At 31.1% G+C, this 21,753-nt stretch carries 25 protein-coding genes; 3 read left to right on the top strand and 22 right to left on the bottom strand.

Going from position 1 to position 21,753, the window contains the following annotated elements; translation table 11 throughout:
* Positions 1–78 precede the first annotated feature (78 nt).
* The 19 genes from ASC41_RS08730 to ASC41_RS08640 form a co-directional block, all read right to left on the bottom strand.
* The gene (locus tag ASC41_RS08730) at positions 79–1,098 is read right to left on the bottom strand and encodes a sugar phosphate nucleotidyltransferase (RefSeq protein ID WP_055436259.1); all 1,020 of its coding nucleotides are present in this window, start codon (positions 1,096–1,098) and stop codon (positions 79–81) included.
* A gap of 50 nt (positions 1,099–1,148) precedes the next feature.
* Positions 1,149–1,583 (bottom strand): dUTP diphosphatase, encoded by a 435-nt coding sequence (gene dut, locus ASC41_RS08725; protein ID WP_055436258.1) that lies wholly within the window; start codon positions 1,581–1,583, stop codon positions 1,149–1,151.
* A 70-nt stretch (positions 1,584–1,653) separates the two neighbouring features.
* On the bottom strand, positions 1,654–3,114 hold the full coding sequence (locus tag ASC41_RS08720; protein WP_055436257.1) for an oligosaccharide flippase family protein: 1,461 nt from the start codon (positions 3,112–3,114) through the stop codon (positions 1,654–1,656).
* A 63-nt stretch (positions 3,115–3,177) separates the two neighbouring features.
* On the bottom strand, positions 3,178–3,714 hold the full coding sequence (locus tag ASC41_RS08715; protein WP_152971446.1) for a hypothetical protein: 537 nt from the start codon (positions 3,712–3,714) through the stop codon (positions 3,178–3,180).
* A 187-nt stretch (positions 3,715–3,901) separates the two neighbouring features.
* Positions 3,902–4,762 carry an ATP synthase F1 subunit gamma gene (atpG, locus tag ASC41_RS08710; protein ID WP_055436255.1) on the bottom strand — a complete coding sequence of 287 codons (861 nt, stop codon included), beginning with the start codon at positions 4,760–4,762 and terminating at the stop codon, positions 3,902–3,904.
* 57 nt (positions 4,763–4,819) lie between these two features.
* Positions 4,820–6,400, bottom strand: coding sequence for a F0F1 ATP synthase subunit alpha (gene atpA, locus ASC41_RS08705; protein ID WP_055436254.1), 1,581 nt, complete (start codon positions 6,398–6,400; stop codon positions 4,820–4,822).
* A gap of 29 nt (positions 6,401–6,429) precedes the next feature.
* Positions 6,430–6,966 carry an ATP synthase F1 subunit delta gene (atpH, locus tag ASC41_RS08700; RefSeq protein ID WP_055436253.1) on the bottom strand — a complete coding sequence of 179 codons (537 nt, stop codon included), beginning with the start codon at positions 6,964–6,966 and terminating at the stop codon, positions 6,430–6,432.
* A 5-nt stretch (positions 6,967–6,971) separates the two neighbouring features.
* Positions 6,972–7,472 carry a F0F1 ATP synthase subunit B gene (locus ASC41_RS08695; protein WP_055436252.1) on the bottom strand — a complete coding sequence of 167 codons (501 nt, stop codon included), beginning with the start codon at positions 7,470–7,472 and terminating at the stop codon, positions 6,972–6,974.
* Between the two features lie 92 nt (positions 7,473–7,564).
* Entirely contained in the window at positions 7,565–7,753 is a 189-nt protein-coding gene (gene atpE, locus ASC41_RS08690; protein WP_055436251.1) for an ATP synthase F0 subunit C, read from the bottom strand.
* Positions 7,754–7,794: 41 nt separating this feature from the next.
* Positions 7,795–8,910, bottom strand: a complete 1,116-nt coding sequence (gene atpB / locus ASC41_RS08685) for a F0F1 ATP synthase subunit A (protein ID WP_055436250.1) — start codon at positions 8,908–8,910, stop codon at positions 7,795–7,797.
* Positions 8,911–9,047: 137 nt separating this feature from the next.
* A complete protein-coding gene (locus ASC41_RS08680; protein WP_055436249.1) occupies positions 9,048–9,419 on the bottom strand; it encodes a DUF6168 family protein in 372 nt (123 codons plus the stop codon).
* The gene (locus ASC41_RS08675) at positions 9,419–9,661 is read right to left on the bottom strand and encodes an AtpZ/AtpI family protein (protein ID WP_241489644.1); all 243 of its coding nucleotides are present in this window, start codon (positions 9,659–9,661) and stop codon (positions 9,419–9,421) included. The genes ASC41_RS08680 and ASC41_RS08675 overlap by 1 nt, the downstream gene beginning before the upstream one ends.
* Positions 9,633–10,034 carry a bactofilin family protein gene (locus tag ASC41_RS08670; protein ID WP_055436373.1) on the bottom strand — a complete coding sequence of 134 codons (402 nt, stop codon included), beginning with the start codon at positions 10,032–10,034 and terminating at the stop codon, positions 9,633–9,635. Before ASC41_RS08670 ends, ASC41_RS08675 begins: the two co-directional genes overlap by 29 nt.
* An 82-nt stretch (positions 10,035–10,116) precedes the next feature.
* A complete protein-coding gene (gene porW, locus ASC41_RS08665) occupies positions 10,117–12,666 on the bottom strand; it encodes a type IX secretion system periplasmic lipoprotein PorW/SprE (protein ID WP_055436247.1) in 2,550 nt (849 codons plus the stop codon).
* Positions 12,667–12,793: 127 nt separating this feature from the next.
* Positions 12,794–13,501 carry an ABC transporter ATP-binding protein gene (locus ASC41_RS08660; RefSeq protein ID WP_055436246.1) on the bottom strand — a complete coding sequence of 236 codons (708 nt, stop codon included), beginning with the start codon at positions 13,499–13,501 and terminating at the stop codon, positions 12,794–12,796.
* A gap of 24 nt (positions 13,502–13,525) precedes the next feature.
* Positions 13,526–14,998, bottom strand: a complete 1,473-nt coding sequence (locus ASC41_RS08655; RefSeq protein WP_055436245.1) for a DUF5687 family protein — start codon at positions 14,996–14,998, stop codon at positions 13,526–13,528.
* Between the two features lie 47 nt (positions 14,999–15,045).
* Positions 15,046–15,735 (bottom strand): hypothetical protein, encoded by a 690-nt coding sequence (locus ASC41_RS08650; RefSeq protein WP_055436244.1) that lies wholly within the window; start codon positions 15,733–15,735, stop codon positions 15,046–15,048.
* Between the two features lie 5 nt (positions 15,736–15,740).
* On the bottom strand, positions 15,741–16,376 hold the full coding sequence (locus tag ASC41_RS08645; RefSeq protein WP_055436243.1) for a hypothetical protein: 636 nt from the start codon (positions 16,374–16,376) through the stop codon (positions 15,741–15,743).
* On the bottom strand, positions 16,376–16,714 hold the full coding sequence (locus tag ASC41_RS08640; protein WP_055436242.1) for a PadR family transcriptional regulator: 339 nt from the start codon (positions 16,712–16,714) through the stop codon (positions 16,376–16,378). The genes ASC41_RS08645 and ASC41_RS08640 overlap by 1 nt, the downstream gene beginning before the upstream one ends.
* A 107-nt stretch (positions 16,715–16,821) precedes the next feature.
* On the opposite strand from ASC41_RS08640, the gene ASC41_RS08635 reads away from it, so the two are divergent.
* Complete coding sequence (locus ASC41_RS08635) at positions 16,822–17,877, top strand: ferredoxin--NADP reductase (RefSeq protein ID WP_055436241.1); 1,056 nt, start codon at positions 16,822–16,824, stop codon at positions 17,875–17,877.
* A 214-nt stretch (positions 17,878–18,091) separates the two neighbouring features.
* On the opposite strand, the gene ASC41_RS08630 is transcribed toward ASC41_RS08635, so the two are convergent.
* Positions 18,092–19,108 carry a glycosyltransferase family 9 protein gene (locus ASC41_RS08630; protein WP_055436240.1) on the bottom strand — a complete coding sequence of 339 codons (1,017 nt, stop codon included), beginning with the start codon at positions 19,106–19,108 and terminating at the stop codon, positions 18,092–18,094.
* Between the two features lie 105 nt (positions 19,109–19,213).
* The gene (locus tag ASC41_RS08625; RefSeq protein ID WP_055436239.1) at positions 19,214–19,819 is read right to left on the bottom strand and encodes a DUF4254 domain-containing protein; all 606 of its coding nucleotides are present in this window, start codon (positions 19,817–19,819) and stop codon (positions 19,214–19,216) included.
* A gap of 74 nt (positions 19,820–19,893) precedes the next feature.
* Between ASC41_RS08625 and upp the strand changes: the two genes are divergently transcribed.
* On the top strand, positions 19,894–20,553 hold the full coding sequence (upp, locus tag ASC41_RS08620) for a uracil phosphoribosyltransferase (RefSeq protein ID WP_055436238.1): 660 nt from the start codon (positions 19,894–19,896) through the stop codon (positions 20,551–20,553).
* Here the strand turns inward: upp and ASC41_RS08615 are convergent.
* On the bottom strand, positions 20,542–21,465 hold the full coding sequence (locus ASC41_RS08615; protein WP_055436237.1) for a DUF6427 family protein: 924 nt from the start codon (positions 21,463–21,465) through the stop codon (positions 20,542–20,544). The genes upp and ASC41_RS08615 overlap by 12 nt on opposite strands.
* Positions 21,466–21,509: 44 nt before the next feature.
* Between ASC41_RS08615 and ASC41_RS08610 the strand changes: the two genes are divergently transcribed.
* On the top strand, positions 21,510–21,737 hold the full coding sequence (locus ASC41_RS08610) for a DUF6341 family protein (RefSeq protein ID WP_055436236.1): 228 nt from the start codon (positions 21,510–21,512) through the stop codon (positions 21,735–21,737).
* Positions 21,738–21,753: the final 16 nt, after the last annotated feature.

Below are 21,753 nucleotides of genomic sequence, written 5' to 3'. Positions count from 1 at the left end.
TTCTTCGCTTTCGCTCTGAATTACAGTTCAAAAATTATTCCAAAAAATTACAATATTCCTGATTTTTCAGGAACTAGATTATTCTAAAATAGAGTAATCTCCAATACTAATTTTAGTAAATTTACCATCGTACTTAACATGGTTACCAATCATGGCTTCATCTAAATTAGCGTTTTTAATTGTAGTTTCATTCTGAATCAAACTATATTTAATTGTACTGTCTTCGATAATACAATTATTTCCAATAGAAACATGAGGTCCTACTGTTGCATTTTTTAAGATTACATTTTCTCCAATATAGCAAGGCTCTATAATAGTTGAGTTTTCGTTTTTAACTGAATCGGCTATTAATTGCTCCTCTCCGTCGGCTTTTAAAAATCCAAGCATACGTTGGTTGGTTTCTAACGTTACAGCTTTATTTCCGCAGTCCATCCATTCACTAACTTCACCAGTTTTAAAGGTTTTACCATTGGCCATCATACCTTTAATTCCGTCATTAATTTGGTATTCACCACCATTAATAATGTTATTATCTAGTACTTTTTGTAATTCGTCTTTTAAAGCAGAAACCTCTTTAAAATAGTAAATACCAATTACTGCAAGATCACTAACAAACTGTTCTGGCTTTTCTACAAGTTCTACAATTTCTTTATTTTCGTTTAATTTAACCACACCATAAGCTTCAGGCTTGTCTACTTGCTTCACCCAAATAACGGCATCTGCTTCTGGATCTAAGTTAAAATCTGCACGAATAAGTGTATCGGCATAAGCAATTACTGCTGGTCCAGATAAAGACTCTTTTGCACACATAATAGCATGTCCTGTTCCTAATGGCTGGTCTTGTCTGTAAATAGATGCTTTTGCACCTAAACCTGTAGCTAATGCTTCTAAACTTTTTACAACATCGTCTCCAAACCAAGCAGCATCACCTAAAACAAAAGCAATTTCTTCTATGGGTTGGTTTAATACTTTTACAATATCTTTTACTAAACGATGTACTATAGGCTGTCCAGCAACTGGAATTAATGGTTTTGGTACTGTTAAACTATGTGGGCGCAGTCGAGATCCTCTACCTGCCATTGGTACTATTATTTTCATCTTATATTATTTTTATTTCCGCTAAGCGAAACGTATTTACAAATTTCCTCTTATTTTATTCCTGTACTTCCAAAACCGCCTTCACCTCTATCGGTTTCAGAAAGTGTTTCTACTTGCTGCCATTCTGCTCTTTCATGTTTAGCAATTACTAATTGTGCAATACGTTCTCCGTTCTCTACAATAAATGTTTCAGAAGATAAATTAATTAAAATTACACCTATTTCTCCTCTATAATCTGCATCTATTGTTCCTGGAGCATTAAGCACTGTAACGCCTTTTTTTGCGGCTAGACCACTTCTTGGTCGTACTTGTGCTTCTACACCTATTGGAAGCTCTAAAAACAACCCTGTTGGTACAATTGCACGTTCCATTGGTTGTAATGTAATGCTTTCTTTAATATTTGCTCTTAAATCCATTCCTGCAGATGCTACAGTTTCGTAATGTGGTAAAGCGTGAGCAGATTTATTTATAATTTTAATATCCATTTTATATTCTATTTTCCTAAAGGGAATAAACTGTTTTTATGAAATTCATGATTTTACTCTGAATGACATATTATTTTTTACTTAATAATTGTTTTAATTCTTTTTTTTCAAGCTGAAAAACAAGGGCTAAAAATACAATTAATACACTAATTCCTACAATATAATTACCTCTAAAATTATAGAAATACACCATAGAAAGTAATGTTGAAAGTCCGAAATACAATACAATCTTATTTAAATTGTACGGAATAGGATAGTATTTTCTTCCGAAGAAAAAAGATGACAACATCATCATTCCATAAGCAGAAAGTGTTGCTATTGCAGAACCTTTAAAACCTATAATAGGAATTAAAATATAATTTAAAGCTAATGTAATTATAGCTCCAAATATTGAAATATAAGCACCAAACTTAGTGCGGTCTGTAATTTTATACCAAACCGAAAGGTTATGATATATGCCTAAACAAAAATTAGCTAAAAGAATAAATGGAACAATCCACATAGCTTCGTAATACGTTTCACTTCTAATAATGTAAGGTTTTAATACATCAGCAAAGACAACAACACCTAATAAAATTATAGAACCAAAGGCAACAAAGTACTCTAATATTTTTGCGTAATTTTTTTGAGGATTTTCTGTTTTAGAGTGACTAAAAAAGTAAGGCTCTATACCTAAACGAAACGCTGTTGCAAACAAGGTCATAAACAATGCTAGTTTGTAACATGCAGAGTACATACCTATTTGCTCGTCGGCAATGTTAGCTGGCAATAATTTTTCTAATAGTATACGGTCGAAAGTTTCATTAACAGAATAGGCTATTCCTGCTATTAAAACAGGCATTGCATATCGCATCATTTTTTTCCATAATACAACATCAAAATTAAGTTTAATTTTTGCGTAAAAAGGAAGTAATAAAAGTAGTGTAACACCACTTGCTATTAAATTTGAAATAAAAATATAACTGATTTCGAAATCTTGTATATAAATACTATTAAAAAGAGAACTCTCTAATGCTAGGTCTTTTAAATAGAGTAGCAAGAAAATATTTAAACCTAGATTAATAGCAACGTTTAATATTTTAATAATAGCATAACGCATAGGCTTTGCAGTTGCGCGTAACCATGAAAATGGGATAATTACCAAAGCATCTAACAACAGAATAATGAAAATTAAATTTAAATACTTAAGCTCAATATCTATAAGTGCAGAAATTTGATGTCTAAAAAGAAAAGCAATACCTAGTAAAGCAAAGGAGCTTATTATTAATGAAATTGCAGATGTGCTTGTTACTTTGTCTTGATTTTCGTCTTTATTAAAAAACCTAAAAAAAGCAGTTTCCATACCATAGGCCAGAACCACATTAAAAAGCACAAAGTAGGCGAATATAAAAGATACACGTCCATATTCTGCAGTAGACAATACGTTTGGGTCTGTATAAAGTGGTACCAGAATAAAACTTAACATTCGTGGTAACACAGTTGCTAAACCGTATATAAATGTTTGTTTAAAAAGAGATTTAAATCCGCTCAAATTTATTTGTAATAATTAGCTTAAATGTACTGTAAATAATGAAGAATTACAATGTTAATTGCATTAACGTCTTGGAGGAGCACTTGGATACTCAATTTTACTTTTTTCTTTAATATTCTTTATTAATAAATATTTTGATGTAGCGTTCTCCCAATAACTAATAACAGCTTCATTATCTTTTAATTCGAAAGGAAAGTCTTGTTTAGTTGGTATTTGATTTCCATACTCAGCATTTTTATTGTTACTCATAACAATATCTTGTTTTTGATTTGCCTTTGTTGTAAAACTAGCTATGTAACCCATTTTGCTAATTTCAACTTTAGCTTTTAAGCCTCTAAAGTAAACGCTATCGAATAATACATTATTGCTAATAGTTATAACGTTTATATACATATGAATTCCAGAACCTCCTCCTTTTACACCTGAAACCCAACTTTGAAAATAGGTATCAGACAAGGTGAATGAGGCATCCTCTTCAAGCTTTAAGACTTGCTGATCATGCTTTAAATCATTTATCGTTTTTGAGCTTGAGCACTGCGTAAAACTCGTTAGCATTACAAAAAACATAGTTAGAACTGTAAACGTTTTAAGGTATTTCATAATTATTAATTGATTCTAAATATATTAAATAATTTCCATTCCATTTTTAATTAAGACCTCTTAGAGCAAAATGCGCGCTCTTAATCTATAAATTAATTCAAAAGGTTTTAAATACAAAAAAACCTTGCTCAAAAAGAACAAGGTTTTTATTATTTTAAATTCTACTTCAAGTGTAGAATAACAAGTATTAATTATTTAAAGCTTCTGCTCCACCAACAATCTCTAATATTTCGTTAGTAATAGATGCCTGACGTGCTTTGTTATAAGTTAATTTTAACTGATCTCTAAGTTCAGTTGCATTATCTGTTGCTTTATGCATTGCTGTCATACGTGCACCATGCTCACTTGCAAAACTATCTCTAATACCTTTGTATAATTGAGTTTTAAGTGACTTTGGAATTAATTGCTCTACGATTTCCAATTTAGATGGTTCGAAAACATAATCTGTATTAACAACTACTTCTCCTTCAACTGGAACAATTGGTAAAAACTGCTCTGTCATTATAATTTGAGTTGCAGCATTTTTAAACTTGTTATAAATGATTTCGATTTTATCGAATTCACCAGTAACAAATTTATCCATTAACATTTCTGCTAGGGTCGCAACATTATCGAAAGTTAAATCATCGTATAACTCACTGTGATTTGCAATTACATTACCTTTTTTAGCAAAAGCATCGTTTACTTTCTTTCCTACAGCAATTACAGAAACGTTTTTACCTGCATAAACATTCTCAATTAAATTATTAGTTTGCTTGATAATGTTCGAGTTAAAAGCTCCTGCTAAACCTCTGTTTGAAGAAATTGAAACAATAAGCACATTTTTAACTTCTCTTACTTCAGAATACTGACTTCCAGTATCTGCGTCAAGAGTAGCACTTAAACTTTGTAAAAGTTCTGTTAACTTATCTGAATAAGGACGCATTGCTGTAATAGCATCTTGTGCTTTCTTTAACTTTGCAGCAGATACCATTTTCATGGCACTAGTAATCTGCATCGTTGAAGATACTGAAGATATTCTATTACGTATTTCTTTTAAATTAGCCATATTGAAAATATGAATATTAAACTCCTACTTCCACAAACATGAAAGTAGGAATGTTAATTATGATCTGTATTTAGCTGAAAGGTCTTTACATACAGTTATTAATGTATCTGTAACCTCGTCAGTTAATTTTCCTGCTTTTAAAGTATCTAAAACACCTCTGTGCTTAGCATTTAAGAATTCAAGATAATCTCTTTCGAATTCTTTAATTTTATTTACAGGAACGTCTTTTAATAAGTTTTTAGATCCAGCATAAATAATAGCTACTTGATCTTCTACAGTAAATGGATCGTTTTGACCTTGCTTTAAGATCTCTACGTTACGTTTACCTTTATTAATTACGTTTAAAGTAACAGCATCTAAGTCTGAACCAAACTTAGCGAAAGCTTCTAGCTCACGGTATTGTGCTTGATCTAATTTTAAAGTACCAGATACTTTTTTCATAGACTTAATCTGTGCATTACCACCAACACGAGATACAGAAATACCTACGTTAATTGCTGGACGAACACCAGAGTTAAATAAATCTCCATCTAAGAAAATTTGTCCATCTGTAATCGAAATTACGTTTGTTGGAATATATGCTGAAACGTCACCTGCTTGAGTTTCAATAATTGGTAATGCTGTTAAAGAACCACCACCTTTTACGATTGGCTTTAATGAATCTGGTAAATCATTCATTTCTTTAGCAATAGCATCATTATTAATGATCTTTGCAGAACGCTCTAATAATCTTGAGTGTAAATAAAATACATCTCCAGGATACGCTTCACGTCCCGGTGGACGTCTTAATAATAAAGATACCTCACGGTAAGCAACTGCTTGTTTTGATAAATCATCAAAAACAATTAAAGCTGGTCTACCAGTATCTCTAAAGTACTCACCAATAGATGCTCCTGTAAAAGGTGCATATACTTGCATTGCAGCAGGATCTGATGCATTTGCAGCTACTATTGTTGTGTAAGCTAAAGCTCCTTTTTCTTCTAGAGTTTTAGCAATAAGTGCTACTGTTGAAGCCTTTTGACCTACAGCAACATATATACAATATACAGGCTCACCTGCATCGAAAAATTCTTTTTGGTTTAAGATAGCATCAATACAAACTGCAGTCTTACCTGTTTGTCTGTCACCAATAACTAACTCACGTTGTCCTCTACCAACTGGGATCATAGCATCAATTGCTTTAATACCTGTTTGTAATGGCTCTGTTACTGGTTCTCTATAGATAACTCCAGGAGCTTTACGCTCTAAAGGCATCTCATAAGTTGTTCCTGCAATTGGTCCTTTACCATCGATAGGGTTACCTAATGTATCTACAACACGACCAACAATACCTTCACCTACTTTAATAGATGCAATACGATTAGTACGTTTTACTGTAGAACCTTCTCTAACTCCTACTGATGTTCCTAAAAGTACAATACCAACGTTATCTTCTTCAAGATTAAGTACAATACCTTCTAATCCACCATCGAATTCTACTAATTCTCCATATTGAGCGTTAGCTAATCCGTATGCACGAACGATACCATCACCTACAGTTAATACTGTTCCAACTTCGTCCAATGAAGCACTAGCTTCAAATCCTGCAAGTTGTTGTTTTAAGATTGCTGATACTTCAGCTGGTTTTACTTCTGCCATCTTATTATTTATTTAGATATATAAATATCTTAGTTTAATGTAAATTCTCTTCTTAGTTTGTTTAGTTGATTTGTAATACTTGCGTCGTATTGTAAATCTCCTACACGTAATATAAAACCTCCTAGGATAGTTTCATCTATAATATTTTCTACAGCTACTTCTTTTCCAGTAAGTTCTTTAACTTTTGCTAAAACTTTTACTTTTAAATCGTCTGTTAATGGTAATGCTGTTGTTACAGTTGCAACTTCAGTTCCATTTAATTTATCGAATAATAAGGAATATTGCTTAGCAACTTCACTAAGTAATACAATCCTTTTATTTGCAATTAATGAATCTATAGCATTTACTGTTAAAGAATTAATGCCTTTAAAAATCTCTAATAAAGCAGATTTTTTTATTGCTGCACTAACCACAGGACTATTAAGCATATCGCTTAAATCTTTACTTGCTGCAATAGTGTTTGTTATTAGCTTCATATCATTATTAACAACATCTGTTGCTTTTTGATCTGTTGCTAAGCTTAACACTGCTTTTGCGTAACGTATTGCTGCTCTTGTTCCTGCCATAACTACTAGTTAAGTGTTGCTTCTGCTAATAGAGAATCAACTAATGCTAATTGCTTGTCTTTGTTTGCTAATTCTTCACGTACTACTTTCTCTGCGATATCTACAGATAAACCTGCAACGTGATTTTTAAGTTCTGCCATTGCCGATTTCTTTTCGCTTTCGATAGCTGCTTGCGCTTGAGCAATTATACTATTTGCTTGCGTTTGTGCTTCTACTTTAGCATCGTCAATCATTTTATTCTTCATGTCGCGAGCTTCTTTAAGCATTGCTTCACGTTCTGCACGAGCATCATTTAATAACTTTAAGTTATCTGCTTGAAGATTTTGCATTTCTAATTTAGCTTTTTCAGCTGAATCTAATGCATTTTTGATTCCATCTTCTCTCGTTTGTAAAGCGTCTAAAATTGGTTTCCATGCAAATTTTCTCATTAATAAAATTAATATTAATAAGATAAAGGCTTGCATAAAAAATAAGCCTACTGAAAAATCATTTATTAAAGTTTCCATACTATATAGATTACTTAAATTCTTTTTGTTTAATTTTTAAAAACAGTTTCTGCAACCAACCGTTGCAGAAAGCTGTTCTTTTCTTTTTAGGATTATGCTCCTAAGATTAATGCACCAAAGGCTAAACCTTCTAATAAGGCTCCGATAATGATCATTGCAGTTTGAATTTTCCCTGCTGCTTCTGGCTGACGTGCAATACCTTCCATTGCTTTTCCACCAATTTGACCTAATCCGATTCCTCCTCCGATTACTACTAATCCTGCTCCAATTAAATTGTACATACTAATTTGATTTTTATAAATATTAATTAAACAAATTCTTCTTAATGATGGTCATGTTCTTCAACTGCCATACCTATAAATAACGATGATAACATCGTGAAAATAAACGCTTGTAAAAATGCTACTAAAAGCTCAATAACTGTTATAAATAATGCTAACACTAAAGACATACCTGTAGATCCTACAACACCAAATGATTTTTTCATTGTAATCATTAATGCTATTAAGCTCATTACAACAAAGTGTCCTGCCGTCATGTTTGCAAATAAACGTACTAATAAAGAGAAAGGCTTAATTAAAACAAAACCAACTAGCTCTATTACTGCTAATACTGGACGTAATATTACTGGAACACCTGGCATCCATAATGTGTGTGCCCAGAAATCTTTACTTCCACTAAACATATAAATAACCATAGTAAAAATAGCTAAACAAGCTGTTACTGCTATTTGTCCTGTAACGTTAAATCCTAATGGTGTTAAACCTAGTAAGTTTAATATCCATATAAAAAAGAATACTGTTAATAAAAAGCCCATAAACTTACGGTACTTTTTCTCTCCAATATTTGGCTTTGCAATATCGTCTCTAACATAAATTACTAACGGCTCTAATACACGACCAAATCCTGTTGGAATTGATTTACCGTTTTTATAACTTCTAGCTAAAGCACCAAAACCTAATAACATTAACAATCCTGCTAATAACATTCCAAATACAGACTTAGTAATAGAAAAATCTAATACTTTATGTGCATTTGTTGCATGATGAGACTCATCAAAGTTAACAGTTGCTGCTCCTGCTTCTAATTCGTATATTTTACTGTGAAGTTTTACTAAACGCGCATTTCCTTTTTCTACCACAACTTTCCCTTGGTCGTCATGATGAAATGCTGAAGACATAAATGTTTTTAAACCATCTTTAGTCCATACAATTACTGGTAATGAGAATCCCCAATGCTTACCAGACGCATTGTCTGTGTATAGATGAAAATCGTGAGAATCTTTTAAGTGATGAGCGATGTATTCTTTAATTTCTTCAGGTGAATCTATTAAATTACCTTTTTCATCTTGATCTCCACCTTCGGCAAATACCGAAAACGATGATAATGCCAAAACTAATACCGCTATAAACTTGATAGTTTTTGTTGCTACCGCCATACTTTTTTTAAATAATGAAATTTACGTCCTTCAAATTTTGTGCAAATGTACGGAATAATTTCAAATCGCAAACTCTTTTTATTTCAGTTTTTTCTACTAGAATTTTTTCTTAAAATAAACCAAATACTTCTTTACAACTATTTACTGTTTAATAGCTTACCAACAGCTATTGCTTCAACTATTAAAAAAATGAATAAAGGCACCACCAAACCTATACGTTCTGGCTGTGTTAAACTCTCCTTTTCGAACACCGTTGTTTGAAACATTAGAACAAATATTCCTATTTTAAAGAACATAAGTGTTAAATAAGCATAGCCTGCTTGATTTGGCAATTTACTCGCTACAAAATCTACAGAAGCATAAACAATTATTGCTGCTATAGCATGATAACAATATACTTTTAATAATGAAAAGGATAATATAGATGTATTTAAATAATTGTGAAGATTATATGTTAACAGCAGTAAAACGGCTAGAGATACGGCAACATAAAGAATACGTTTTACCATTATTTTTTATTAGTTTTTTGATCTTTGTTGGTTATTTTTAACACTTGAAATATGACGGAAGCTACCGCTACAAAAACAGCTATTAAGGTTACTATTTTGTAGTAAAGCTGATTATTGTTATCAAACTTTACATCTAACCATTCTCCAAGCTTACTTCCTAAATAAATAGTTAAACCCATTTGAATAGCTATAGACGTAAACTTTAAATATTGATTAAGCTGTTTTTTTGGTTTTTTGCTCACCTTTAATGTCTTTTACTGTAGATTTCATAACACATGTTACATTAAATGTTGCTCCAGGCTCTACTGCCAACTTCTCTGTTATTACTTCTCCTTCTATATGCGCAGATGCTTTTAAGGTTAAAGTTCCTGTAAGCTTTAGCTTACCCGTAAACTTACCCTCAAAATGCGCATTACTACTTTCTAAAGAGCCATGAATTTCTCCTGTTTTACCTACAACAACTTTTCCTGGCGTTATAACATCTCCTTCTATAACACCATCTACTCTAATATCACCTTCACTTGAAAACGTGCCAACTATTTTTGTGCCTTTGGCTATTAAATTTTGAATTGAAGAATTTTCGTTTTGTTTGCCTTTTTTATTCTCAGAAAACATTGCTATTATATTTTTAAGGTTATGCGATACTTTACCATACAAACTTTAAAAGAACCCTAAATAGGTTATTTTTTATTTGGTATTATTGGTTAGTTAAGTAAGCTTGTAAATTTTTATGAATTTGAAGCGTTCTGTAATTATTAGTTGAAATTCCAAAAAAAGAACGATCAATTTTATCCTTTAATTCTGAAGGAAATAAGTCTAAAAATCCTTTTGCTGTTTCTATACTTCTTAATCCATGCACAACAACAAAGGTTTTATCTTTACTGTAAACATCTATAGATGTAGACATGCTATTGTATTTTGCTTCACTTAATGTTTCGTCTAAAGTCTTTTTAAAAATATCTATCTCCGTTTTTTCTAAACTAGAAAATTGATAAACTACTTTGCATTTTGTCGCTGATGCATCCTCCTCAAAAGATGATTTTTCTAATCCTCTTATAGACGTATCTAAAATCGCTTGTGCTTGAATTCCTTCTTGAGTATTAGCATAATTTACAGCAACCTCATTAATTGCTTGCTTATAAGCTTCGAAACCATGTAATCTTCCTTTTGCAAAAGCTTTAAGCAACTCGAACTTTGGTACTATATCATCTCCTTCGAAGGCTCCAACATACTTTACACACTTTTTTATAACAGCTTCAAATTCTTGAGCTTCAAACTGCTTATAGGTATCTTCGTAAATACTTTCTGGGCTACTATCGTCTTTTGCTAATGCTGCTTCTGGATTGCTCAATATTTTAGCATAACGAGAATCTGGATAATTAGTAATGATTTCATTTTTAAGGATATCCTTTTCTGCAGTTCTACCTAAAGTTTCATACATTTTTAGCAAATTGTACTTTGCAGGAAGTATTAAACGCTCTTCTGGATTATTGTTTAACAAATCGGTAAACTTAGATTTTGCCAAGTCGTACTCTTTAAACTTCTCCTTGTATATTAATCCTAATTGGTAATATGCGAAATTACGTTCTTTAGAGATGCTATCTATTGCTTTTTCTTCCGAAGGAATCTGTGCTATATAATAATCTATATCTAGTAATTGATCGTCTTCTGTGTTTTCAACAGATGCATTAGAACTTGTTATGATTTGAGCAGCCCTAGAACCGTCTGACCATCTCCAATTATCAGTATTTTCTCTATCTCCCCAAATACGTTGAAATTCATTTTTACCGTATGCAACCGTTTGATCGTTATAGAAATAAAAACTTGATGCTGATGGTAATCCTCCTTTTGGCTTAAAGGAATTACTTTGTGTTTGACCAGCATTATTTTGTGCCAATCCTTTTTTCTGTTCCTCTATAGCTAAACGCTCTGCTTCTGCTACTTTCTCTTCTCTTAGTTTGGCAACATAATTTTTAAAATAACTTTTTCTTGCATTATCGTTCATTTTAACCAAACGCAAAATACTATCGTTTACCTCAGCGACTCCTTCATAATAAATAACATCGTCTAAGTTTTCTCTTTTACGCTTAATGGTTCTATATGGCTTACTGTTTTGTACCATTTTAGTCATAGTACTATCGTAATAAGCTCCTGCGACTTTATAATTGTTAACATCGAAACTCATATCTCCAAGAATCTCGTAATTTCTTGCCATTAGAATTTTATCTTGAGAATTGGTACGAATGGACTTGTTGTAATAAGCAATACCTAAAGAATCTACATTTTGCTTAACATGGTACTGCGCTATTTGGTGATAGATTTGATCTAAAAAAGGTCTATTTTCTCTATCTTCTTCGAGCTTTGTTAAATGCTCTATAAACTCAAGTTTGTTACCTTTTTCGTAATCAAAGTTTTTAGCTTTTTCTACGTGAGCACTTACTAAGTATTTACGAGGAATTTTTCGGTTTAAATCTATTACTTTATCAAAAGCAATATTTGCACTATCTTTATCTTGAAGCGCATTATACAACTGACCTTGAATAAAGTAATATCGACCTTCTTCATTACGTTTTTTTGTAGACTCTGCAGCAATTACAATTTGTGTTAAAGCACTATCTAAAGATTTTGTGTTTATGTATGCTTGCGCAATTGTAGAAGTTGCATCTGCTAAATCTTGACCTTCTAGTTCTTCTTGCTCTAAAAGTGTTTTAATATTTTTAATAGCCAACTCATCATTTTCAAGACGCATGTTGGTTTTTTCTCTCCAAATTCGTGCTTGATTGATATTACTACTCGCAGGATATTTATATAAAATATAGTTAAAAGCTTCTAAGGCTGGAACAAAACGCTGATCGAAATAACGCGATTTACCCAAAAGAAGATAAGCTTCGTCTATTTGTGGATTATATTCTTTTCCTTGAATATTCATGCCGTGTTTTTGAATGGCTTTTACTGCTTTCTCTTCTGCAGTAGTAAAGTTTGCGTTTTTAGACTGACCAGGCATTACAATTTCATCGAGAATTTGCATACGCTCTACAGGTAAAATATCCCAATAGTTATCTCTATAAGCCTCATTAAGAGTTTCACTCCCTTTCTCTAAGGCAATAAAACCATTATATAATGTGTTATATTCTGTAGTTACAGCATGGTAGTTTCTACTAATAAAACTGTCGTTTTTACGCGAACAACTAGTTATTATTAAGGCAGAAACTGCTAGAAGTAATATGGATTTTTTTACTGTTTTCAACGGTGTTGTATTTAGTCTAATTAGATAACTTTAAACTTAATCGAATATTGTTAACCCTTAGATAAGCACGTAAAAATAAGCATCTTTTTTGAATTTACTAATTATTAGCAACAATCCAATAAGAAAATTAAACCTCAGCTACTCCCGAAAAATGTGCTTCCAACTCTTTTAAAGTTTCAGGATTGGTAGCTAAGTCTTTTATTACTTCTCCTTTTTCTAAAACTACAATACGCTCACAAACATCTGTAACGTGTAATAAATCGTGACTAGAAACTAAAACAGTAACACCTTTTGTTTGTGCTAAATCTTTAATAATCCCCTTTAATCTAATTTGTGTTGTTGGATCTAAGTTAGCAAAAGGTTCGTCTAAAATTATTACTTCTGGATTACCAATAAGTGCAGCAACTATACCAGCTTTCTTTTGGTTTCCTTTACTTAAATCTCTTAGATATTTCTTTTTGTTTAGAATTTCGTCATGAAAGAAATCTTCAAATTGAGCTAAAAGGGCATCTACATCCTGCTTATTTTGACCTCTAAGTTCACCAATAAAATAAAAATACTCTTCGGCGGTTAAATAACCAATTAAAAAGCTTTCATCTATAAAAGCAGAAGTAAATGGTTTCCAATCTTCACTCTCACTAACTAACACGTCTTTACTTTTTATAAATCCAGTTGTTGGTTGAATAAGGTCTAATAGTAAACTAAAATAGGTTGTTTTACCAGCTCCATTATTTCCTACTAATCCGAAACTTTGACCTTTAGGAATTTCTAAATTTTCTATGTTTAAAACGGTTACTTCGTTGTATGTTTTTGTAAGGTTTGATGTTTTTATCATGATTGTAATACGTTTAACTGTTGGTTATTTTTTTTCTGAAAAAGCGGCAATGGTTTTATACTTTCCTTTTTTATAGACATTAACAATAAAATTGAAAATATACTTTCTAAATACAATACCTAAAACGCCACTTAAAGCAATAGTAATAAGCCCTGCATTAAAGCCAATAAGCTTGTATGGGATATAGAACAAAATCATTGGTAAAAACACTTTTGGCAAACTAATTAATAACTGAACAGGATTAAACCCATTAGTATTACTAAATGCCTTCGCTTTAACATTAAGCTCTATTGGTACTCTATTAAGCGCACCTCCAAATAGTGTAATAAATGAATTTAAACCAACATTAAACACTGCTCCAGCAGCAATCATGGCATAAATATCCCACCCAAAATAAATATAAGGTGTTGCTAAAATAAAAGAGATAATTACTGCAAAAACCATTAAATACCATTTAGATTCTAAATATTGCTTGTATGGTATATTTTGGCTCATTAGCATTTTATAATATTCGCTATCCCAAGATGGTACTAATTGGCCAAATGAAATTAAAAATCCGCCGGTTATAAACATAGATGCAAAGGCTAAAAGCGCAGGCATTTCTTTATAAGTATCTTGTGTGAAGAAAAATAAGCCGTAGAATAAAAACATAAACGACATCATCATTACTTGTTTTGGTCTTACATTTCTCCAAATTAGCTTCACATCATTTTTTATAAAAGGTGCAACACTTCCAAAACGGTTAAGCCAAGATAAATCTGTTGCATTTACTTCTTTTACTTTTTTAGAAACTGCATCGTCTAAATAAAATCCTTTTTTAATAAAATTAAATGTTGCTTTATAAAGTAATACTAAAATTCCTATTGGTAAAAGTGCAATGTATGGGTTGTTATATAAGAAATTAAACGCGTTACCAATAGGCTCTGATATTTTAAAAACATTGTAATATTCTAATCCTACAAACACTGCTAACACAGTTAGTATACTATAGAATACGACATTGTTTTTATTCACTAAAAAATTAGTAAAATTTAAACATAGCGTTATAGCCACAACCGAAATAAACCAGCCTAAAACATTAAGCACAGGATAGCCATGAAATAACATAACAATACTAAATGGTATAAAAATAAAGAGTGGTAAAATATTAAAGAATGAAATACTCGTTTTACCAAGTAAAAAATGAATAACAGTACTTCTTTTTATAGGGATTACCATTAACGGTTTTACGTTCATTACCGGTAATTGTTGCATAAAATAACGGAAGAGCAAATCGAACAAAAACCAAAACACAAGAAACTTATTAACCGTTTCTATTGGATCTACATCTGGTATTGCTTTTTTAGCAATAAAAAAGACACCTGCTCCAAATGCTAAAGCTATACCTCCAAAATAAAGCACTATAAAGGCCATTAAAATTTTAATAGCAAGACCTTTTTTAAAGTAAGAAGCACGACGAAATTGCTTCCACTCTAAACTTAGAAATTTTTTAAACATAGTTTATGGTTTGGTTTAATAGATAAGTATCAAAAATATAGAAATTGTTACAAAGAAAATTCTGGATAGGTTTCATTTATTAGCTCCTCTGCTTTTCCTGGCAGTAACTCTAAGCTTATATAGCTTATTAAAATTAAGAAAGTAAAAATACTTGCAAATGCCAATACTATATAATTATTATCTGAAAAACCATCAGAGATATTAAAGACATTATGAAGCTGCAATAGTAAAAAGAAAGATGAACCACTGGCTTGTCTAAAAATCATTTCTTCTAACATCCATTTTTTATCGGAAGCTTCTTTTCTTTTTTTAAATTGTCTTTTTAAACAAACACCCTTATAACCACTCCAAATAGCAATTAAAATATAGAATCCAAAAACAAAGTATTTAGCATAACTTGTTGTAAAAGCTAAATAAAACGCTAAAAACATGGTAATTGTTATTACAATTTGAGGTAGTGCAAACCATTTTTTAAGTTCTGTCCACAAATAACGCATATACCTTTTATTCATAGCTTTTTGCTTTTGCTCTATGGGTTCCATAAAACCAAAAATGCCGAATTTTTTAAAGGCCTTAGTTTTGGCGTCTTCAAAAGATAATTGCGGCTGTTCTTCCCACATGGCTTCGATATCGTTTGCTAAATGATCTACAAGTTCTGTTTGCAAATCATAATATACTACAAAATGACTTCTTGTAAATCTATATAAATCTTGTATTTGAACTTCGTTTAATTTCATATTAATTATGCGATTACAATTTTACTGTAGTTTTCGTAAGTCTTTTTAAGAAGCTTATTAAAAACAATTAGTCCAGATATGCCTATAATTAAAGCTATAAACCAATAGATATAGAATAAATCGTTATCAAACGGTAAGTGATTTTCAATAGGAGTAAACATATACAAAAACAAACTTGGTAAAGACATTATACTACAAACTGTTTGATAAGATTGAATCTTTTTTAATTTTGAAGAAGCCCTAATTTGTTTATAAAGTGTAATTGCAAGTGGTGTAATGACAGAACCTAAAAACAGCCAAAGTGTAATTTTATCAGTATTTAACTCTCTTATGTTAAGCAAAATAAGAGTTATTAACGCAGTGAAAACTAGAAACTTTGGTTTATAAAAAAACAAAGCTGTCTGTTTAATTATTTGTTTTTGATAGGCCCAATGAATTTTGTTCTGCCTTTCTTTAGTAAAGGTTTTAATAAAATCACGATTTCTAATTAAAAAAGCATGCAGTTTTTCGTTTTGGTTCTCTAATTCATATTTTGAAGCTAAGTGATCTATCAATTCTAAACGAACATCTATGAACTTAACTTTATGACGAATTAAAAATTCGTCAATTTTCTTTATATCTTCTTTGCGTAATTCCACCATTATTCTAAATTAAACTTAGGATTAACCAACGCTTGCATAGTAGCAATATAGCTTGCTAACTCTTCTAATTTGCTCGCTGTTTCTTTGGTTCCGTTTTCTGTTAATTTATAATATTTTCTTAAACGGTTATCTACTTTTTTCACCTCAACATCTAGTAAGCCTCCGGCTTCCAGTTTATGTAACGCAGGATACAATGCACCTTCGGTTATTTTTAATTCACCTTTAGTTAACTCCTTAACTTTTTGAGTGATTTCGTACCCATACATTTTATCACTTTCGGTTAAAAGTTTTAAAATAATAGTAGTTAAACTGCCTTTGTATAATTTAGAATTACTCATAATCAAATATACATAATTTTCTTATGCATGTAAAACTTAGGTATTATTTTTTTCATAATTGATTTTAATTCGTTTCAAGCTTCACTATTTTTACAAAAAATAAACACATGTCACATTTTCATAAATTATCAATAAAGAATATAACACGTCAAACAGATCAATGCGTGACGTTAAGTTTTAATATTCCTGAAGATTTAAAGCAGACCTTTAACTTTACTGCTGGACAATACATTACTTTAAAATCTACTATAGATGGAAAAGAAGTGCGTAGAGACTACTCTTTATGCTCATCGCCAAAAAGCGGAGACATTACCGTAGCGGTTAAAGAAGTTGAAAACGGTACATTCTCTAAATACGTAAATAACACTTTAAAAGAAGGAGATGTTTTAGAAGTTGCTGCACCACAAGGTCGCTTTACTTTTACTCCAGATAGTTCTAAAACCAGAACAGTAGCCGCATTTGCAGCTGGTAGCGGTATTACTCCTGTATTAAGTATTGCTAAAGCTGTTTTAGAAGAAGAACCAAACAGTACATTTGTATTGGTTTATGGTAACAAAACAACTAAAGACACTATCTTTTTTGATGAAATATTAAAACTTCATCACGAATACAAGGAACGTTTTGATACTAAATTTGTATTTAGCCAGTCTCAAGAAGAAGATGCCTTATTTGGTCGAATAGAAAAGAGTACAGTTAATCTTATTGTAAAAAACAAATACAAGCACACTACTATAGATGCTTTTTACCTTTGTGGCCCAGAAGCCATGATACATACAGTAAAAGATGTTTTAACTGAAAATAATGTGTCTAAAGACAAAGTATTATTCGAGCTTTTTAAAGTTGCAAAAACTGAGCAAGCAATAGAAAATGCTATAAATACTGGAGAAACTGAAATTAAAGTAATAGTAGACGATGAAGAGGCTACCTTTATAATGTCTCAGTCTCAAACTATTTTAGAAGCTGCATTAGACAAGGATTTAGATGCTCCTTACTCTTGCCAAGGTGGTATTTGTAGTAGTTGTATCGCTAGAGTTACAGGAGGAGAAGCAACTATGAGACAAAACAATATTTTAACAGATAATGAAGTTGCAGAAGGCTTAATTTTAACTTGCCAAGCACAACCTGTAAGCTCTAAAATTGTTGTAGATTATGATGACGTTTAATAGAAAAACGTTAAAAAAGGCGCTTTAACTTGTTTTTTTCTCTTTTTGTCGAAACACCGAATAATAAGATTGTTATAGTAAAATTATCCCGACAAACTACATAGATTTGTAACAGGTTGTAACGCTAAAATTTGTTAGTTTAAGGGATAAAACAGTAGATATATTTAAAACGTTATAAACCGATAAGTCTCACTTTTTAAGTGAGGCTTTTTTTTTACAATACAGATTCTATCTTCTTTATTACAGTTTCTGGAGCAATTGTTCTTGCAGCTTCTTTATAATTTTCTGGATATTTGTTACCATAAATAGACGTTGGAATTAATGGGAATTGATTTCTATTTGCCAATAAACTATTACCTTCTACTTGGTTAAATGGTGCAAATCCAGCATAAGGATGTGTAACATTCCATATTGTTATTACCTTTCTACCCAGCATTGCTGCAATATGTGCATTACCAGAATCCATACACAACATAACATCTAGATTAGAAATAACATTTAGTTCTTGATCTAAAGAGAGTTTTCCTGCTAGATTAATAACATTCTCATATTTATTTTGGATAACATCTAAAGCTCTAACCTCTTTTTCGCCTCCTCCAAATAATAGAACTTTATGCGTTTTAGATAATGTTGCTATAACACGTTCTAACAAATCTAAAGGATACATTTTAGACTGATATTGAGCAAAAGGTGCAATGCCAATCCAGTTTTTAATATCTTTCCCTAAAAGCTCTTGTATGCTTTGGTCTAATTTAGCTTGTTCAGGAAAACTTAGGTAAGAAAGATTGATTGTATAACCTAATTTTCTAAAAACATCTGCATAACGTTCGTGTGTAGTTTTAAGTTGTTCAAATTTATGTCCTTCAACTAAAGCTTTCTTTTCTTCTCTTCCTTTATTAACTTGTTTAAAAGTTTTTCCGAAGAAAAAAACCTTAAGAACCTTTGTTCTTAAAACGTTGTGCAAATCTGCAACTTGATCAATACCTAAGATTTTTAACTCTTTAGACAATTTATATAATCCTAAAAAGCCTTTATGCCTTCCTTTTAAATCTGCAGAGAAAACAGTAACGTTTTCTAAATCTCTAAAAAAAGGTTTAAAGAATTCTCGTGTTAAAACGGTAAGTTTGATATTAGGATGTTGTTGAGAAAAAGCACGTAAAACAGGAACAGACATTGCAACATCACCCATTGCAGAAAGCCTAATTACTAAAATATGTTTTGGTTTTGGCATTATCTTACTGTCTTTTTATTTAAAATTTATGCTGTAAAATTAAAATACTCCTTTCTTTAAATTAAAGGAAAGGAGTATTTTATAAAGTTAGTGAAAATAATAAGATTACTTTAATCCTCTTAGTACAGGATTAAGCTCATCGTCATTATACATTTTCATTTGCTTGTACACTTTCATGTATTTATCACCATTACTAATGTCTTCTAATAATGTATCTATAGCTGTAGATAAATCTACACGTTGCTCTAATAAAATATCAAATTTTGTTTGGCATGCAGCTCTATGCGCATCGGTTGCATCTTTTCTATTTGCCTCCTCTTCCATGTGGTATACTTTAAGCGCTAAAATAGAAAGTCTATCGACTCCCCAAGCTGGGCTTTCTGTATTAATAGTTGCATTCTCTTTTGAAGTAACGTCACTATATTTTTCTAAAAAATAGCTATCAATATATTCTACCATATCTGTTCTGTCTTGGTTAGAAGCATCAATTTTACGCTTTAACGTTAAGGCAGCAACTGGATCTATTTGTGGATCACGAATAATGTCTTCATAATGCCATTGTACAGTATCTATCCAACATTTTCTGTATAGCAAATGCTCTAATAAATCTGATTTATCATATTTATTAGTAAACGGCTGGTCTACAGTATTTATTTTATGGTAAGTTGCTATTACATCTTGAAAAATAGCATTCGCTTTAGTTGAAAACATATTGATTTATTTTTATAAGTGTAAAATTACGCATAAATATTTAACTTTACCATTCAATACTTACATTCACAACAATGCATATTCACAATTTATCTGACGAAAATTCAATTTTAAATACTTTTATTTCCGAATTACGAGACGTAGACGTTCAAAAGGACAGTATGCGCTTTAGACGAAATATAGAACGTATAGGTGAAGTTTTAAGCTACGAAATAAGTAAATCTTTAAGCTATAAAACACAGCAAGTAACCACTCCTTTAGCTAAAACTGAAGTACAAGCTATTGAAAATGAAATAGTATTGTGCTCTATTTTAAGAGCAGGAGTTCCTTTACATAATGGTTTACTAAACTATTTTGATAAAGCCGAAAATGCTTTTATTTCTGCTTACAGACACCATTTAGAAAACCCAGAATCATTTGAAATTGTTGTAGAATATCTTGCTTGTCCAGACTTAGAAGGTAAAACACTAATTCTTGCAGATCCAATGGTAGCAACAGGACAATCTTTACTTGCCACTTTTGAAGCCTTAAAACCATTTGGCACTCCCAAAGAAGTACATTTAGCAGCGGTAATTGGCGCGCAAGAAGGCATAGATTTTATTGCTGAAAATTTTCCAGAAAACACACATTTATGGATAGCAACCATAGACAAAGAGCTTAATGACAAAGGATATATTGTACCAGGATTAGGTGATGCAGGAGATTTAGCTTTTGGTGCAAAATTACAGCATTAATAACACCACCGGAATAGCCAAAAGTAGAATCACAAACAACGTTTTAAACCATTTTTCCTCAATGGTTTCTATATAGTTTGATATAATAATAGCTAATGGAGCGAACAAGAATAAAAATTCGCTTCCGTTCTTTTTTGGTGCAATAATGACTAAAACTGTAGCAATTAAAAAAGCTACAAACACAATTTTGTATGCTGCTCTAAAGCTTTTCATTTTCTTATTAATGTCTTTTAAATAAAAAATTGAAGCCCATAAACCAAAAGACGAAAACATGGTTATAACTACAATAAATTGTAAAGAATTATAGGCATTAAAGTTAAATCCAACCGATGGATTAATATTTAACAAAGAACCAAAATCGTCGTTTACAACTATAGAAAGACCTATAGACATCATAGTTATTGTAAGTAAACCAACAAATGGTACTATCCATTTTTTGACTTCAGACTCTGCATAAAATAATAATGCAATAAAAATTAGTATAAAAAAGAGGAGTGACCAAAAGTAAAATAGACTTGCAAACCCAATTAAAAAGCTAGCATCAAATAGTTTTTTTATGTGTTCGTTTTGTGTTCTTAAACTAATAATTCTCCTAAAGGCTAGAAGTATTAAAAAATTAGATAATATAATTTTCCAATTTAAAAAAACTTGTGGAACAGCTAGTAAAAACAGGCTAAACAATAACAGTTCGGCATTTCCTTTTTGAGATAAGGAGTTTTTAGCAACTATAAAATCTACTAATAAAACGGACAAAAAACAGCATAAAAAAATAGCTGCTAATTTAGAAACCGAGACTACAGTAAAAGTAAAAATAGAGTACTTATATATCGCTACAAATAAAGCTAATAAGGACAGTAAAAAAACAATTAAAAAATTAATTGGTTTAGATTTACTAAAAAAACTTGTTATCATTATCGGTTTTTGTATTTTTGTCTCTTAAATATACTACTATTCTTATGAAAGATTTATTTTACGCTCTACAGGACTTTTTTGTAAATGTTGCTTTTGCACCTTTAGACGCACTTAGAGCACTAGAGCTAGAAAACTGGTTTCTTGCAAATGGTATTAACTGGTTCTTTATGATTATATGTGCAGTAGCAATGGTTTACTGGATGTTACAACTAAAGAAATTTGACAGCAACAACGAAGAAGATAAAAGTATCTCTTCGCATTCTTTTTTATAGAAACTAATTTATTTAG

This window comes from Lacinutrix algicola, from assembly GCF_001418085.1.
Lineage (GTDB): Bacteria > Bacteroidota > Bacteroidia > Flavobacteriales > Flavobacteriaceae > Lacinutrix > Lacinutrix algicola.
The sequence above is the reverse complement of the archived record's forward strand: the minus strand, read 5'-3'. Positions and strand labels throughout refer to the sequence as shown.